Origin of the sequence: Pseudomonas sp. B7(2017), from assembly GCF_002112745.1 — a bacterium.
GTDB lineage: Bacteria > Pseudomonadota > Gammaproteobacteria > Pseudomonadales > Pseudomonadaceae > Aquipseudomonas > Aquipseudomonas ekonensis.
In genome coordinates this window covers 81,639-95,143 of sequence record NZ_NEIP01000015.1, presented here as the reverse complement: position 1 = coordinate 95,143, position 13,505 = coordinate 81,639, and the positions used below count along the sequence as shown (strand labels likewise).

At 65.6% G+C, this 13,505-nt stretch carries 14 protein-coding genes; 8 read left to right on the top strand and 6 right to left on the bottom strand.

Translation table 11 applies throughout. The features are described 5' to 3' along the window. Positions 1-191 precede the first annotated feature (191 nt). The 6 genes from CAG29_RS22745 (at position 192) to CAG29_RS22720 (ending at position 4,657) form a co-directional block, all read left to right on the top strand. Complete coding sequence (locus CAG29_RS22745) at positions 192-599, top strand: HPF/RaiA family ribosome-associated protein (protein ID WP_085578725.1); 408 nt, start codon at positions 192-194, stop codon at positions 597-599. 291 nt (positions 600-890) lie between these two features. After that, on the top strand, positions 891-1,196 hold the full coding sequence (locus CAG29_RS22740) for a DUF3649 domain-containing protein (protein WP_085578727.1): 306 nt from the start codon (positions 891-893) through the stop codon (positions 1,194-1,196). Next, positions 1,193-2,782: a PepSY domain-containing protein gene (locus tag CAG29_RS22735; RefSeq protein WP_085695172.1), complete on the top strand. Its 1,590-nt coding sequence runs from the start codon at positions 1,193-1,195 to the stop codon at positions 2,780-2,782. The genes CAG29_RS22740 and CAG29_RS22735 overlap by 4 nt, the downstream gene beginning before the upstream one ends. Then, complete coding sequence (locus CAG29_RS22730) at positions 2,783-3,109, top strand: DUF3325 domain-containing protein (protein WP_085695171.1); 327 nt, start codon at positions 2,783-2,785, stop codon at positions 3,107-3,109. A gap of 1 nt (position 3,110) precedes the next feature. Then, on the top strand, positions 3,111-3,671 hold the full coding sequence (locus CAG29_RS22725; protein ID WP_085695170.1) for an RNA polymerase sigma factor: 561 nt from the start codon (positions 3,111-3,113) through the stop codon (positions 3,669-3,671). Then, positions 3,668-4,657 (top strand): FecR family protein, encoded by a 990-nt coding sequence (locus CAG29_RS22720; protein WP_085695169.1) that lies wholly within the window; start codon positions 3,668-3,670, stop codon positions 4,655-4,657. Before CAG29_RS22725 ends, CAG29_RS22720 begins: the two co-directional genes overlap by 4 nt. A gap of 40 nt (positions 4,658-4,697) precedes the next feature. On the opposite strand, the gene CAG29_RS28670 is transcribed toward CAG29_RS22720, so the two are convergent. Then, on the bottom strand, positions 4,698-4,991 hold the full coding sequence (locus CAG29_RS28670; RefSeq protein ID WP_139831526.1) for a hypothetical protein: 294 nt from the start codon (positions 4,989-4,991) through the stop codon (positions 4,698-4,700). 35 nt (positions 4,992-5,026) lie between these two features. Between CAG29_RS28670 and CAG29_RS22715 the strand changes: the two genes are divergently transcribed. Further along, positions 5,027-7,456: a TonB-dependent receptor gene (locus CAG29_RS22715; protein ID WP_085631641.1), complete on the top strand. Its 2,430-nt coding sequence runs from the start codon at positions 5,027-5,029 to the stop codon at positions 7,454-7,456. Between the two features lie 60 nt (positions 7,457-7,516). Here the strand turns inward: CAG29_RS22715 and CAG29_RS22710 are convergent, their stop codons facing one another. Beyond that, the gene (locus CAG29_RS22710) at positions 7,517-8,392 is read right to left on the bottom strand and encodes an AraC family transcriptional regulator (RefSeq protein WP_085578739.1); all 876 of its coding nucleotides are present in this window, start codon (positions 8,390-8,392) and stop codon (positions 7,517-7,519) included. 138 nt (positions 8,393-8,530) lie between these two features. Here CAG29_RS22710 and CAG29_RS22705 point away from each other — a divergent pair, with 138 nt between their 5' ends. Further along, positions 8,531-9,433: a DMT family transporter gene (locus CAG29_RS22705; RefSeq protein WP_085578741.1), complete on the top strand. Its 903-nt coding sequence runs from the start codon at positions 8,531-8,533 to the stop codon at positions 9,431-9,433. Between the two features lie 10 nt (positions 9,434-9,443). Here the strand turns inward: CAG29_RS22705 and CAG29_RS22700 are convergent, their stop codons facing one another. From CAG29_RS22700 to CAG29_RS22685, 4 genes are all read right to left on the bottom strand, one after another. After that, positions 9,444-9,965, bottom strand: coding sequence for a DUF2165 domain-containing protein (locus CAG29_RS22700; protein ID WP_085695168.1), 522 nt, complete (start codon positions 9,963-9,965; stop codon positions 9,444-9,446). Between the two features lie 176 nt (positions 9,966-10,141). Continuing rightward, on the bottom strand, positions 10,142-11,116 hold the full coding sequence (locus tag CAG29_RS22695) for a D-glycerate dehydrogenase (protein WP_085695167.1): 975 nt from the start codon (positions 11,114-11,116) through the stop codon (positions 10,142-10,144). 724 nt (positions 11,117-11,840) lie between these two features. Further along, positions 11,841-12,203, bottom strand: a complete 363-nt coding sequence (locus CAG29_RS22690) for a DUF6124 family protein (protein ID WP_085578747.1) — start codon at positions 12,201-12,203, stop codon at positions 11,841-11,843. A gap of 297 nt (positions 12,204-12,500) precedes the next feature. Then, the gene (locus tag CAG29_RS22685) at positions 12,501-13,469 is read right to left on the bottom strand and encodes a LysR family transcriptional regulator (RefSeq protein ID WP_085631637.1); all 969 of its coding nucleotides are present in this window, start codon (positions 13,467-13,469) and stop codon (positions 12,501-12,503) included. Positions 13,470-13,505: the final 36 nt, after the last annotated feature.

Sequence of the window (13,505 nt, the reverse complement as noted above, 5' to 3'; positions counted from 1 at the left end):
CAGCAAGGCGGGTCGAGGCAATTCCCGACCATACCAGTGCTTTTGCCCGTTGTCCGGCTTTTTTTGCGTACGGATATTTATCTTTTTCAGGGGGTTGAAATGTTCGGCGCACGGGCCGATTGTTGTCATCAAGAGGTCACGGAAATCCTGTTCCGGGCCTCTTGAGAGCAAGCTGAAATAAGGGATGAACTATGCAAATCCAAGTCAACAGCGACAACCATGTTCAAAGCAGCAAGCGACTGGAGGAGTGGGTACGTACAACCATTGAGAGCACGCTCGAACGTTATGAGGAAGACCTGACCCGCGTCGAAGTCCATCTGGGCGACGAGAACGGCGACAAGCCCGGTCCCCATGACATGCGCTGCCAACTGGAAGCGCGGCCAAAAGGCCATCAACCGATTTCCGTGACCCACAAAGCCGATACGCTGGAACAGGCGATCGAAGGGGCCAGCACCAAACTGGAACATGCACTGGAGCACCTGTACGGCAAGCTGCGGGCCAAACGCGCCAATGTGGTGAGGCTCGAACGCGGCACCCATGCCGACCGGCTGCTGGAGGAAGAATTCCTGGAGAACGAACAGGCAGCGATCAACGGCTGATCCGCTGATTCACCTATCCACCCAACGAAAACGGGCCTGCGATTGCAGGCCCGTTTTTTTTGCCCTGTCTGTCAGGGCAAACGGCTGCCTGGCCATGAACCGTGGCGAGGGCGTTTGCTGCGGCTGGGAAGCGCAGCAGCCCCGATCCCGTCCATGTGCAATCACCCTGTCGGACGACTGAAGTCCGCCACACGGAAATCGACCTCCTTTGCACATGAGAATATTTATCATTAATATTGCTCGCCATTGATCCGGCCTTTCGGTCGGACGTTTTCGTTTCAGGGTCGAAACATGAAAGGCAAATTCGCCGCACTTCCCATGTCCTATCGTCTGGCCGTCACCTCCAGGGTGTTGGCGGCGGTGTTGGGCGGCTATCTGGTCGCGGCGCTGGCCAGCGTCACGCTGACGTTGTGGCTGCCGCTGGAGCGCGGCGAAGCCGTGGTGACCGGCATGACCGTCTCGTTCCTCGTCTACCTGGTGGCCGTGCTTTGGTGCTTCGCCTGCCGCACGGCGTGGTCGGCATGGGTCGGGCTGCTGGCGCCGAGCGTGATCCTGGCGACCGTCACCGGCGTGGCCCGGGGCCTGGGCTACGTATGAAGGAAGGTTTCCGGCAGTCGATGGCTTGGCTGCACACTTGGAGCGGCCTGGTGTTCGGCTGGCTGCTGTTCGCGATTTTCCTGACCGGCACCCTGGCCTACTTCAAGGACGAGACCAGCCGCTGGATGCAGCCGGAAATCCCCGTGCGCGCGCTCAACGCCGAGGCGAGCCTGACCCAGGCCCAGCACTACCTGCAACGCCACGCCGCCGACGCCTCGCGCTGGGTGATCGATCTGCCCGACGCCCGGGATCCCGGCCTGACTGTGCGCTGGCAACAGGCGCCGGCGGCTCCCGGCGAGCGCGGCCGTTTCACCCGGGCGACCCTGGACGCGCAGACCGGTGCCGCCGTGCAGCCCCGGGAGAGCGCGGGCGGCGAGTTCTTCTACCGTTTCCACTTTCAGCTGCAGATGCCCTATCCCTGGGGCCGCTGGCTGGCGACCGCCGCAGCCATGGTGATGTTCATCGCCCTGATCACCGGCATCGTCACCCACAAGAAAATCTTCAAGGACTTCTTCACCTTCCGCCCGCGCAAGGGCCAGCGCTCGTGGCTCGACGGCCATAACGCGGTGGGCGTGCTGGTGCTGCCGTTCCATCTGATGATCACCTACAGCAGCCTGGTGATCTTCATGTCGATGGTGATGCCGGCCAGCATCCTGGCCAGCTACGGCAAGGATGTCAGCGCGTTTTACCAAGAGGTGTTTCCGCAGGTGCCGCTCCCCGAACACGCCGGCCAGCCGGCCACGCTGCCAGCGCTGGCGCCGCTGCTGGCCCGGGCCGGCGAATATTGGCCGGGCGGGCAGGTGGCGCGGGTGACGGTGGACAACCCCGGCGATGCGAACGCCGCCGTGGTGATGACGCGCTCCAGCCGCGACCGCGTGGTGTATGACTATGGGCGTGAGCTGAGCTTCAACGGCGTCACCGGGCAACTGCTCGGCCAGACGCCGGAGCAGTCGCTGCCGATGGCGGTCGCCGGCGGCTTCTACGGCCTGCACATGGGCCGGTTCGCCGGGGCGCCGCTGCGCTGGCTGTACTTTTTCTGCGGACTGGCGGGCACGGCGATGATCGGCACCGGGCTGATGATCTGGTTCGGCAAGCGCCAACTCCAGCATGCCAAGAAGGGCACCGCGCCGTTCGGGCTGCGGCTGGTGGAGGTGCTGAACATCGCCGGCATGGCCGGTCTGGTGACGGCGGTGGCGGCGCTCTTCTGGGCCAACCGGGCGTTGCCGCTGGATCTGCCCGCCAGGGCCGGCTGGGAAGTGAATGCCTTCTTCATTGCCTGGGGTTTGAGTGTGGCGCATGCGGCGCTGCGTTGCGGGCGCCAAGCCTGGGTCGAGCAATTGAGCGCGGCCGCCGTGCTGTTCGCCGCGCTGCCGCTGCTCGATTGGGGCACCGCCGGCCGTTACCAGATTGCCGCGCTGGAGCAGGGCGACTGGACGCTGGTCGGGTTCGACCTCACCTGCCTGGTCGCCGGCCTGTTCCTGGCCTGGGCCGCCAGGAAAACGCAACGCGGCGGGCTCGCCGCGAAGGCCGGCAGGCCCCGTCGCGAGACGGTGCGCCCGGCCGTCCTCGAACCGGGGGCGCACTGAATGCTGGCGACGTTCCTGCTGTGCTACGGCGGCTTCACGGCCCTGTGCCTGTCGATGGCGCGTCACCATGACGATCTGCTCGGCCGCAAACCGTCCTTGCGCCGCCGCCGGGGCCTGAAGCTGGCCGGCTGGGGGCTGCTGGGCCTGTCGCTCTGGTCGGCGGTGGCCGGCAAGGGCTGGGGCTTCGGCCTGGTGGACTGGTTTGCCGTGCTGATGGCCAGTGCGTTGGCGCTGGTGTTTCTTCTGCCCTATCGCCCGCGCCTGGCGTTGGCGCTGGCCGCCTTCGGCCTGCTCGCCAGCCCGGCCGCCGTCTGGGGTCTGAGCTGAGATGCTGGTCAGCCTGCCGCCGGAGTCCCGCGACGATGAGCCGCGCGGGGCGCGTGCGCATTTTCTTCAGGTGTTCCTGTCCCAGCGTTCGCAGATGGAAGCGCTGGTGAACCGGCGCGTCGGCTGCCGGGCCACGGCGGCAGACCTGGTGCAGGATCTGTTCCTGCGGTTCTGGCGCCGGCCCCTGGTGCAGGTCGAGGAGCTGAGCACCTACCTGCTGCGTTGCGCCGGCAACATCGCCATCGACCATCTGCGCAGCGAGGGCGCGCGGCTGCGGCACAGCGAAGGCTGGCGGCCGGAAGAGGCGACCGGCAGCGAGCCCCAGGCGGCGCTGGAGGCGGGCAACGACCTGCGCCATGTCGAGGCGGCGTTGCGCGCCTTGCCCGAGCGCACCCGGCAGATCTTCTTGCTCAACCGCATCCACGGGCGCAAGTACGCCGAGATCGCCAAAGCCATGGGCCTGTCCCAAAGCGCCGTGGAAAAACATATGATGCGCGCCCTCGAGGCCTGCAAGGCCAGCCTGCGCGAACCCGCGCCACGCACGCCAGGGAATGCACCGTGAACCCCAACGACCGCGTCACGCCGACGCCCGAGCAGGAACAGACGGCCTTTGCCTGGCTGAGCCTGTTGCACGACCGCCCCAGCACCGGCGACCCACTCACGTTCAGCCAGTGGCTGCGCGCCGACCCTGCCCACGCAGAGGCCTATGCCCGGGCGCAGGTGGTCTGGGAAATGAGCGAGGGGCCGGCGCGTACGCTGGCCGATGAAGAGGCGCTGGCGCTGCAGGGCTATCTCGATGCCATGGACCGCCCGCGCCGTGCGCCGCTGCGGCGTTGGGCCCCCGCGCTGGCGCTGGCCGCGTGCCTGGTGCTGATGGTCGGCCTGGGCAGCGGTTGGCAGCCGCAGCGTTGGGTCGATGACCTGGGCGCGGATTATGTCTCGGCCCCCGGTGAGATCCGCACGGTGACGCTGGCCGACCAATCGCAAGTGACCCTGGACGCCGACAGCGCCATCGCCGTGGATTTCAGCCAGGGCGAACGGCATGTGCAGCTGCGCCGGGGCGCCGGGTTCTTCAGCGTGACCCACACCGGCGAGCCGTTCGTGGTCGACGCCGAAAAAGGCCAGGCGCGGGTGCTCGGCACCCAGTTCGAAGTGCGCCTGCAACCCCATGGCGCGCAGGTCACGGTGCTGTCCGGGCGGGTCGGCGTGACGGCAGGCGGGGAGGCGCCGCAGCAGATCCTCACCGCCGGCCAGCAAACGGCCTACGCCAACGGCACCGCCCAGCCCCTGCGGGCGGTGGACAGCGAAGCGCAACTGGCCTGGCGTCAGGGTTGGCTCAACTACTACAAGGCGAGCCTGGCTGACGTGGTGCAGGACCTGCGGCGCTACTACCCCGGGCGGATCCTGTTGCTCAACGACGGGCTGGCGGCGCGCAAGGTCAGCGGCAGCTTTCCCGGCAAGGATCCGCAGGCGGTGCTCGATTCCCTGCAAGGGGTGCTGGGGTTCGAGCAGCACCGGATCTTGGGGCAACTGATCATCCTGCGCTGAAGTCACCGGCCTCATCGCTTGCAGGCAAGCTCCTACAGGTTCAGCGGTGTACCTGGATTTTGCGGGCGCCGGGAAAACCTGTGGGAGCTGGCTTGCCAGCGCCAAGGCCGGTAATGCCCGCATCTCTGTTGCCTGATCCACCGCCATCGCTGGCAAGCCAGCTCCCACAAGTATCTCGGGTGTTCACAAGATCTATGCACACCACCAAAAACGGTGGGAGCCAGCCTGCTGGCGATGGCGGCAGCACGGCCAACACCTTCTCAGAAAATATTTTCAAGAAACCGGTGAGGTAATTCCGGGCAGCAACCGTGTAGTGACAGAAACTGCGAGTCATTCGCATCCGTTGCGGTTCTACACAGGTCATGAGCAATGAAGTCCAGGGCAAAGTCGGGTTCGGTCAAACAGTGGTTCAGCGTGTCTGCATTGAGTCTTTCGGCATTGGCCTTGCTGCCTTCGGGTGTGGCGCTGGCCGCCGAGGCCGTCGGCAGCCAAGCGCAGCCGTTGTTCAGTTTCAACCTGGCGGCCAAGCCGCTGCCCCAGGCCTTGAGCGACTTCAGCCGCCTCACCGGGCAGAGCGTGGTCTACACCGATGAGGCGCCCTACGGCCTCACCGCGCCGGCGGTCAACGGCCGGATGAGCGCCGAACAGGCCCTGCAACGCCTGCTCAGCGGCTCCGGCATGACCTTGCGCCGCACCGACAGCCACACCCTGGCGCTGGAGCCTGCGCCCACCGAAGGCGCACTGAACCTCGGCGCCACCACCATCACCTCGGTGGCGGCCCAGCCGATGAGCTACCAGCCGCCGGCCACCAGCTCGGTGATGCGCTCGTCCGCGTCGCTGCAGGAGATTCCCCAGACCGTCAACGTGATCCCGGCCCAGGTCATCCGCGACCAGGCGCCGCGCAACCTCGACGACGCGCTGGCCAACGTCAGCGGCATCACCCAGGGCAATACCCTGGGCAGCACCCAGGATTCGGTGATGACCCGTGGCTTCGGCGACAACCGCAACGGCTCGATCATGCGCGACGGCATGCCGCTGGTGCAGGGCCGTGGGATGAACGCCACGGTGGACCGGGTCGAAGTGCTCAAGGGGCCGGCCTCGCTGCTGTACGGGATTCAGGATCCGGGCGGGGTGGTCAACCTGGTCAGCAAGAAACCGGAGCTGACGCCGTACAACGCCCTGACCCTGCGCGGCTCCACCTACGGCGACGGCAAGAACGGCAGCGGCGGCGGCTTCGACAGCACCGGCGCGCTGGGCGAGTCGGGCCTGGCCTACCGCATGGTGCTGGACCATGAGGACGAAGACTACTGGCGCAACTTCGGCACCCACCGCGAAACCCTCATCGCGCCGTCGCTGGCCTGGTTCGGCGAGCGCACCAAGCTGCTGTTCGCCTACGAGCACCGGGAATTCCTCACCCCGTTCGACCGCGGCACGCTGATCGACCCGCGCACCAACCACCCGCTGGACATCTCGCGCAACGAGCGTCTGGACGAGCCGTTCAACAACATGGAAGGCCGCTCCGACCTCTACCACTTCGAGGCCGACCACGAGCTCAACGACGACTGGAAAGCCCACTTCGGCTACAGCTGGAACCGCGAGACCTACGACGCCAGCCAAGTGCGCGTGACCGCCATCGACACCAGGAAAGGCACGCTGACCCGCAGCATGGACGGCACCCAGAACGCGATCAGCACCGACCGCTTCGCCACCGCCAGCCTCGAAGGCAAGGTCAACGTGCTTGGCCTGCAGCACGACCTGGTGTTCGGCGTCGACGACGAGTACCGCAAGATCTACCGCGAAGACCTGATCCGCCAGAAAAGCCGGAGCACCTTCAGCTACGTCGACCCGGTGTACGGCCGCGAGGTCGCGGGCACCACCGTCAGCCCGGCGGACTCGGCCCAGACCGACCTGCTGCGCAGCGATTCGGCGTTCGTGCAGGACTCGATCCACCTCGACGACCAGTGGATCCTGGTGGCCGGCGGGCGCTTCCAGACCTACGACCAGTACGCCGGCAAAGGCGTGCCGTTCAAGGCCAACACCGACAGCAACGGCCAGAAATGGGTGCCGCGCGCCGGGCTGGTGTACCGCTACACCGACGCGCTGTCGTTCTACGGCAGCTACACCGAATCGTTCAAGCCCAACTCGACCATCGCCCCGCTGAGCGGCAGCAGCACCGTGCTCGACGGCAGCATCGCGCCGGAACAGGCCAAGTCCTGGGAGCTGGGCGCGCGCCTTGACATGCCGGGCCGCATCACCGGCAACGTCGCGCTGTTCGACATCAAGAAGCGCAACGTGCTGGTGGCCAACGCCGAAGGCCCGACCACGATCTACAGCGCCGCCGGCGAAGTGCGCTCCCGGGGGCTGGAAGTGGACCTGACCGGTCAGCTGAACGACCGCTGGAGCCTGATCGGCAGCTATGCCTACACCGACGCCGAGGTCACCAAGGACCCGGACTACCAGGGCAACCGCCTGCAGAACGTGGCGAAGAACACAGGGTCGCTGTCGGCGGTGTACGACTTCGGCAGCGTGATCGGCGGCGACCAGCTGCGGGTCGGCGCCGGGGCGCGGTACGTCGGCGAGCGGGCGGGCAACGCGGTGAACGACTTCGAACTGCCGAGCTACACCGTGGCCGATGCCTTCGCCACCTACGACACGCAACTGGACGGGCAGAAGGTCAAGTTCCAGCTCAACGTGAAGAACCTGTTCGACCGCACCTACTACACCTCGGCGGCGAGCCGGTTCTTTGTGTCGATGGGGGATTCGCGGCAGATCTCGCTGTCGAGCACCCTGGAGTTCTGATCCGCGACCGCGTCATCGTTCATCGCGAGCAGGCTCGCTCAGGCAACGGCCCTCCACCGCCTAACGCAAGAACGCCTGACGGTACTCACCCGGCGTTGCGCCGATCACCTGGCGGAACCGGTTGGTGAAGTGGCTGGCGCTGGCGAAACCGCACGCCAGCGCGATCTCGCCCAGCGGCAACCCTGTCCCCCGCAGCAGTTCCCGTGCCCGGCCCAGGCGCCGCGCCAGCACGTACTGGTGCGGCGGCAGGCCGAAGCTGGTGCGGAACATCCGCGCAAAGTGGTATTCGGACAAGGCGCACAGCCCCGCCAGTTGCCCGAGGCTGATGGGGTCGCCCAGGTGGCTGTCGATGAAGCCCACCAGCAGCCGCCGCTGATGCGGCGCCAGCCCGCCCTTGAGCCGCAGCCCAGAACGCGCGCCGACCTGGCTGAGCAAGGTGTGGCTGATCAGTTCGTGGGCCAGGCTGCTGGTCAGCAGGCGCTCGCCGGGCTCGTCCCAGTCGAGGGTGAGCAATTGCCGAAAGCGCAGGGCCTGTTGCGGGTCGTCCAGGAAGGTCTGCTCGCGCAGTTGCATCTCCCGTGGCTCGCGGTCGAGCAGGGTGACGCAACCGAGCGCGAACTGCTCGGCGCTGAAATACAGGTGGGCCAGGCGGATGTCGCCGTTGATCACCCAGCCGGACTCGTGGTCGGCGGGCAGGATGCACAGCTTGTCCGGTGCGCCCTTGTTGCCGGGCTGGCCGCGGCGGAAGGTGCCGGTGCCGCCGGCGATGTAGCAGGACAGGGTGTGGTGGCTGGGCGCCTCGTATTCCTGGGCGTCGTGGTGATTGCTCCACAGCGCGGCGGACAAGCCGTCCCCGAGCTCGGCGCTGTGCTCCAGGCGAGCGTTCGGCGAGCGGCTGAGGGCTTTGAAGACTTGCAGGGTATCGAGTGCGGCCATGTTCGGTTCTCTCCAACGCCTTGCATCCTACTCCGTGGCGCCGGCGCTGCCAGCCCGTCGCCGGACAAAAGCGCAAGTTTATGCAAGCGCCGGTCAAGGGCGGGGCGGACACTGAACGCCCACCGAGGAGAGTCCGCCATGAACCTTTCGCTGTACCTGCTCACCGTGCTGATCTGGGGCACCACCTGGATTGCCTTGAAATGGCAATTGGGCGTGGTGGCGATCCCGGTGTCGATCGTCTATCGCTTCGGCCTGGCGGCACTGGTGCTGTTCGTCCTGCTGCTGCTCAGCCGCCGCCTTCAACCGATGAACCGGCGCGGGCATCTGATCTGCGTGGCGCAGGGCCTGTGCCTGTTCTGCGTCAACTTCATGTGCTTTTTGACGGCCAGCCAATGGATCCCCAGCGGCCTGGTCGCCGTGGTGTTCTCCACCGCGACCCTGTGGAACGCCCTCAACGCCCGGGTGTTCTTCGGCCAGCGGATCGCCCGCAACGTGCTGATGGGCGGCGGGCTCGGCCTGTTCGGGCTGGGGCTGCTGTTCTGGCCGGAACTGGCCGGCCACCACGCCAGCCCGCAGACCTTGCTCGGCCTGGGGCTGGCCCTGTGCGGCACCTTGTGCTTCTCGGCGGGCAACATGCTGTCGAGCCTGCAGCAGAAGGCCGGCCTCAAACCGCTGACCACCAACGCCTGGGGCATGGCCTATGGCGCGGCGATGCTGTCGCTGTGGTGTCTGGTCAAGGGCATTCCGTTCGACATGGAATGGACGCCGCGCTACATCGGCGCGCTGCTGTACCTGGTGATCCCGGGCTCGGTGATCGGCTTCACCGCTTACCTGACGCTGGTCGGCCGCATGGGCCCGGAACGCGCCGCCTATTGCACGGTGCTGTTCCCGGTGGTGGCGCTGAACGTCTCGGCGTTTGCCGAAGGCTACCAGTGGACGGCGCCGGCGCTGGCCGGCCTGGTGCTGGTGATGCTGGGCAACGTGCTGGTGTTTCGCAAACCCAAGCCTGTGAGTGTCGGGTTCGCCAAGCCTGCGCATTGAAACAGCCGCTTCAACTGTCGACTTTCAATACCAGATAGATCAACGCCGGTATCAGAAAGTCGACAATGCTTTGCGCCCACATCATGGCGTTCCAATCATTGGACTGATCCATGTCGAACCACTCGTTGCCAACTACCTGAAGGCAAAAGTAATAAACGAACAGTGCCACCAGGAAACCGAGCACGGCGTATTTCTTGGCTTCGTGAAACTGTTCCGGCGAGGCGTTCAACTGTCGGAAAAGTTGATAGCAGCCCAGCAGGCAGGACGACGTGAATATGGTCTCCAGCGTCATGATCATCCAGTAGATCCGGTGGTGCATCATGTCCGAGGTGATCGCCCGGTAGGTCAGGTGGCTGCCGGTGGTGTCCATGCTGAGGATATGGCCGAGGAAGATGTAGTTGGACTGGTAGTCGGTCAAGTTGCTGAAGACGATCAGCACGCCAAAGGCACCGACCATGAAGACAATGGCAACTTTGCTTCTTCTGATGATTTGCGAGGTTGTAAGGGTTCCCACTTTTTGTTCTCCGTTCATTGTGCCTTTCATAAGTAAGGCTGATGGGCGGAAGTCTATCGGGGCGCAAATCGCAAAGGGGAAGGAGTGATTTTCAAGTTGTGTGGGTCATTGTTCGGTTCAAATCGATAGTTGCCCATCCGATGAGCCGGTGATGCCAGGGCGTGACGCTTGCGCGCAGGCCCTGGCGGCGGCCGTCAGCCTTTCCAGACCTGCGGATTCACCAGATCCTGCGGCCGTTCGCCCATAAGCGCACTGCGCAGGTTGGCCAGCGCACGGTTGGCCATCGCCTCGCGGGTTTCGTGGGTGGCCGAGCCGATGTGCGGCAGTGTCACGGCGTTTTTCAGCTGGAACAGCGGGGATTCGGTCAGCGGTTCCTTTTCGTAGACGTCCAGCCCCGCACCGCGGATGCGGTTGTTCTGCAGCGCCTCGATCAGCGCCGGCTCGTCCACCACCGGGCCTCGGGAAATGTTGACCAGGATCGCGCCCGGCTTCATCAGCGCCAGTTCGCGGTGGCTGATCAAGTGGCGGGTCTGGTCGCTGAGCGGCACCACCAGGCAGACGAAATCGGCTTCGGCGAGCAGTTGATCCAGGCTGCGGAACTGCGCGCCCAGCTCTTGTTCCAGCGCGGTCTTGCGGCTGTTGCCGCTGTAGAGGATCGGCATGTTGAAGCCCAGGCGTGCGCGCCGGGCCACGGCGGCGCCGATGTTGCCCATGCCGACGATGCCCAGGGTCTTGCCGTGCACGTCGCAGCCGAACAGCGGGGCGCCGACGCTGGCCTGCCACTGGCCGGCCTTGGTCCAGGCGTCGAGTTCGGCGACGCGGCGGGCGCTGGCCATGATCAGGGCGAAGGCCAGGTCGGCGGTGCTTTCGGTGAGCACGTCCGGGGTGTTGGTGAGCATGATCCCGCGTTCGTTGAAGTAGGCCAGGTCGTAGTTGTCGTAGCCGACCGACACGCTGGAGACCACTTCGAGTTTCGCCGCGTTTTCCAGTTGGGCCTTGCCGAGCTTGCGGCCGACGCCGATCAGGCCGTGGGCGTGGGGCAGGGCTTCGTTGAACTGGGCGGCGATGTCGCCGTTCTTCGGGTTGGGCACGATGACGTCGAAGTCCTGTTGCAGGCGTTCGATCATGGGCGGGGTGATGCGGCTGAAGGCCAGGACGGTTTTTTTCATTGCTTCGGGCTCGGCGGGGCGGGATTGCTGAGCACGCTAACATTTCTGTTTTGGGTTGTCTTGGAGGGCTCTGGGGGTTGGGCGTTTGGGGTTTTGGGTTTGGGTGAATATCCGTTTCTGCGGGTGTTGCCGCTGGCGGTTCCGCCCTTACGGCGGGTCACTTTTGGCAAACGCCCGGAATGCCGGCCCAGCCCAAAGTAACCAAAAACGCTGGCCCCGGCGTTCGGCCCCTCGCTGAGGCTCGGGGTTCCTTCGCTCCGGGATTCATCCGGGGGCATCGGCTACGGTTTGCTTCGCTGCACCTCCTTCCGATGTGTTTGGCTGCGCCAAACGGCGCTGCGCGCCCACCCCCGGATGAACCCCTCCGCTCAGCCTTCCGAAGGGGCCGGCAGATCAAGATCAAAAGCGAGGCGAGCTGACACTCGGCCTTTTGAGAGGCGCGTGATGGCGGCCTGACAGCCGACCTGTTTCTGACTGCCCGACACAATTCCCTGTGGGAGCTGCGGTGCGACGACTCGACTTGCCAGCGATGGGGCCGGCACTGCCGACATCTGTGGTGACTGACCCACCGCCATCGCCGGCAAGCCGGCTCCCACAGGTTTTTGTGGTGTGCCTGGATTTTGTGGGCACCGGGATACTTGTGGGAGCCAGCCTGCTGGCGATGACGGCCTGCCAACCAACCAATCTCTACCTGATGTGCACAGCCCGCTCCCACAAGGGTGAATCAACTGTGCCCCGGCTGAACCTTCACATTGTCCAGCACCCGGTTCACCGACAGCCCCGCCAGCATGATCACCTGCTGGATCGCCAGGATCGTGTCGCGCTGCGCCGTGCCCAGTTGCTCGGCCAGTTGGCTGGTGAGGGTGCCCGCCGAGGCCAGGGAGGCGCTGGCATGCACCAGCAGGCTTTCGTCGTCCATGGCCGGGTCGACCATGAACATCCGGCCCGGACGGCGGGCGGAAGGCTGGGTGGGGTTGAGGTAGTGGTCGAGCGCACGTTCGGCGGCGTCGTGGAGTTTTCGCGAATCGGTGGATTCGTAGGGGGAGGTGCTGTCGGCGGCAGGTGGGTTCGGTGTGGGTTTGAACATGGTGAAGCTCCATTCGGGATGTGGAGTCCGCCACGCACCGCGACCAAGCAGTGGGGTGGCGAACCGTACGCGGGTTGGTCGACCAGGGAATGGAAACCCGGCAGGGCCGTTAGCCCTCCCACGCACAGCTCGCCATTAAGCAGGCTGAAAAGCGCGCCATTCTAAACCCGGACGACCAAGCCCGGTCACTGAATCTGTCAGCGACCCCCAAAGCCTATCCAGCGCATTTCCGACCGACAACCGTCAAAACCTGTCGGAAACATCCGCCAAAAACACCCCGTCTGTAGGACGCCGAACTCAGTTCGCCAACCGCACGCCGCCCAGGCTGCCGCTCATTTCATAGGCCACCAGTTCCGCCTGGTGCGCCGAGAGGATTTCCGGCAGCGAGCCGCGCAGGTACTCGACCCAGGTCTTGATCTTCGCGTCCAGGTACTGGCGCGACGGGTAGATGGCGTAGAGGTTCAGCTCCTGGGAGCGGTAGTTGGGCATCACCCGCACCAGCGAGCCGTTGCGCAGCGCTTCGATGGCGGCGTACACCGGCAGCACGCCGATGCCCATGCCGCTGATGATCGCGGTTTTCATCGCGTCGGCCGAGTTCACCAGGAACGGCGAGCTGTTGATGGTCACCATCTCCTGGCCTTCCGGGCCGTCGAAGGCCCATTTCTCCAGGGGGATGACCGGGCTCACCAGGCGCAGGCAGGCGTGGTTGAGCAGGTCGCTGGGCTTCTGCGGGCAGCCGTTGGCTTTCACGTAGGCGGGCGAGGCGCAGACGATGCTGTAGGTGATGCCGAGGCGCTGGGAGACGAAGCCGGAGTCCGGCAGTTCGCTGGCCAGCACCAGGGACACGTCGTAGCCCTCGTCGAGCAGGTCCGGCACGCGGTTGGCCAGGGTCAGGTCGAAGGTCACGTCCGGGTGGGTCTTGCGGTAGCGGGCGATGGCGTCGATGACGAAGTGCTGGCCGATGCCGGTCATGGTGTGGACCTTGAGCTGCCCGGCCGGGCGCGAGTGGGCGTCGCTGGCCTCGGCTTCCGCCTCTTCCACGTAGGCCAGGATCTGCTCGCAGCGCAGCAGGTAGCGCTTGCCGGCCTCGGTCAGGGCGATGCGCCGGGTGGTGCGGTTGAGCAGGCGGGTTTGCAGGTGGGCCTCAAGGTTGGAGACCGCGCGCGAGACGTTGGCCGTGGTGGTGTCGAGCTGCACGGCGGCGGCGGTGAAACTGCCGGCCTCGGCCACGCAACTGAAGGCACGCATGTTTTGCAATGTGTCCATGGGGTGCTCTCAAGGGAGATGGCAAATTGTGACATG

Bases quoted from the DNA above. Each gene is read 5' to 3' on its own strand.
- CAG29_RS22685 (WP_085631637.1), bottom strand. From the start codon at position 13,469: ATGGACACATTGCAAAACATGCGTGCCTTCAGTTGCGTGGCCGAGGCC.
- CAG29_RS22700 (WP_085695168.1), bottom strand. From the start codon at position 9,965: ATGAACGGAGAACAAAAAGTGGGAACCCTTACAACCTCGCAAATCATC.
- CAG29_RS22705 (WP_085578741.1), top strand. From the start codon at position 8,531: ATGAACCTTTCGCTGTACCTGCTCACCGTGCTGATCTGGGGCACCACC.
- CAG29_RS22740 (WP_085578727.1), top strand. From the start codon at position 891: ATGAAAGGCAAATTCGCCGCACTTCCCATGTCCTATCGTCTGGCCGTC.
- CAG29_RS22715 (WP_085631641.1), top strand. From the start codon at position 5,027: ATGAAGTCCAGGGCAAAGTCGGGTTCGGTCAAACAGTGGTTCAGCGTG.
- CAG29_RS22710 (WP_085578739.1), bottom strand. From the start codon at position 8,392: ATGGCCGCACTCGATACCCTGCAAGTCTTCAAAGCCCTCAGCCGCTCG.
- CAG29_RS22735 (WP_085695172.1), top strand. From the start codon at position 1,193: ATGAAGGAAGGTTTCCGGCAGTCGATGGCTTGGCTGCACACTTGGAGC.
- CAG29_RS22690 (WP_085578747.1), bottom strand. From the start codon at position 12,203: ATGTTCAAACCCACACCGAACCCACCTGCCGCCGACAGCACCTCCCCC.
- CAG29_RS22725 (WP_085695170.1), top strand. From the start codon at position 3,111: ATGCTGGTCAGCCTGCCGCCGGAGTCCCGCGACGATGAGCCGCGCGGG.
- CAG29_RS22695 (WP_085695167.1), bottom strand. From the start codon at position 11,116: ATGAAAAAAACCGTCCTGGCCTTCAGCCGCATCACCCCGCCCATGATC.
- CAG29_RS22745 (WP_085578725.1), top strand. From the start codon at position 192: ATGCAAATCCAAGTCAACAGCGACAACCATGTTCAAAGCAGCAAGCGA.
- CAG29_RS28670 (WP_139831526.1), bottom strand. From the start codon at position 4,991: ATGACTCGCAGTTTCTGTCACTACACGGTTGCTGCCCGGAATTACCTC.
- CAG29_RS22730 (WP_085695171.1), top strand. From the start codon at position 2,783: ATGCTGGCGACGTTCCTGCTGTGCTACGGCGGCTTCACGGCCCTGTGC.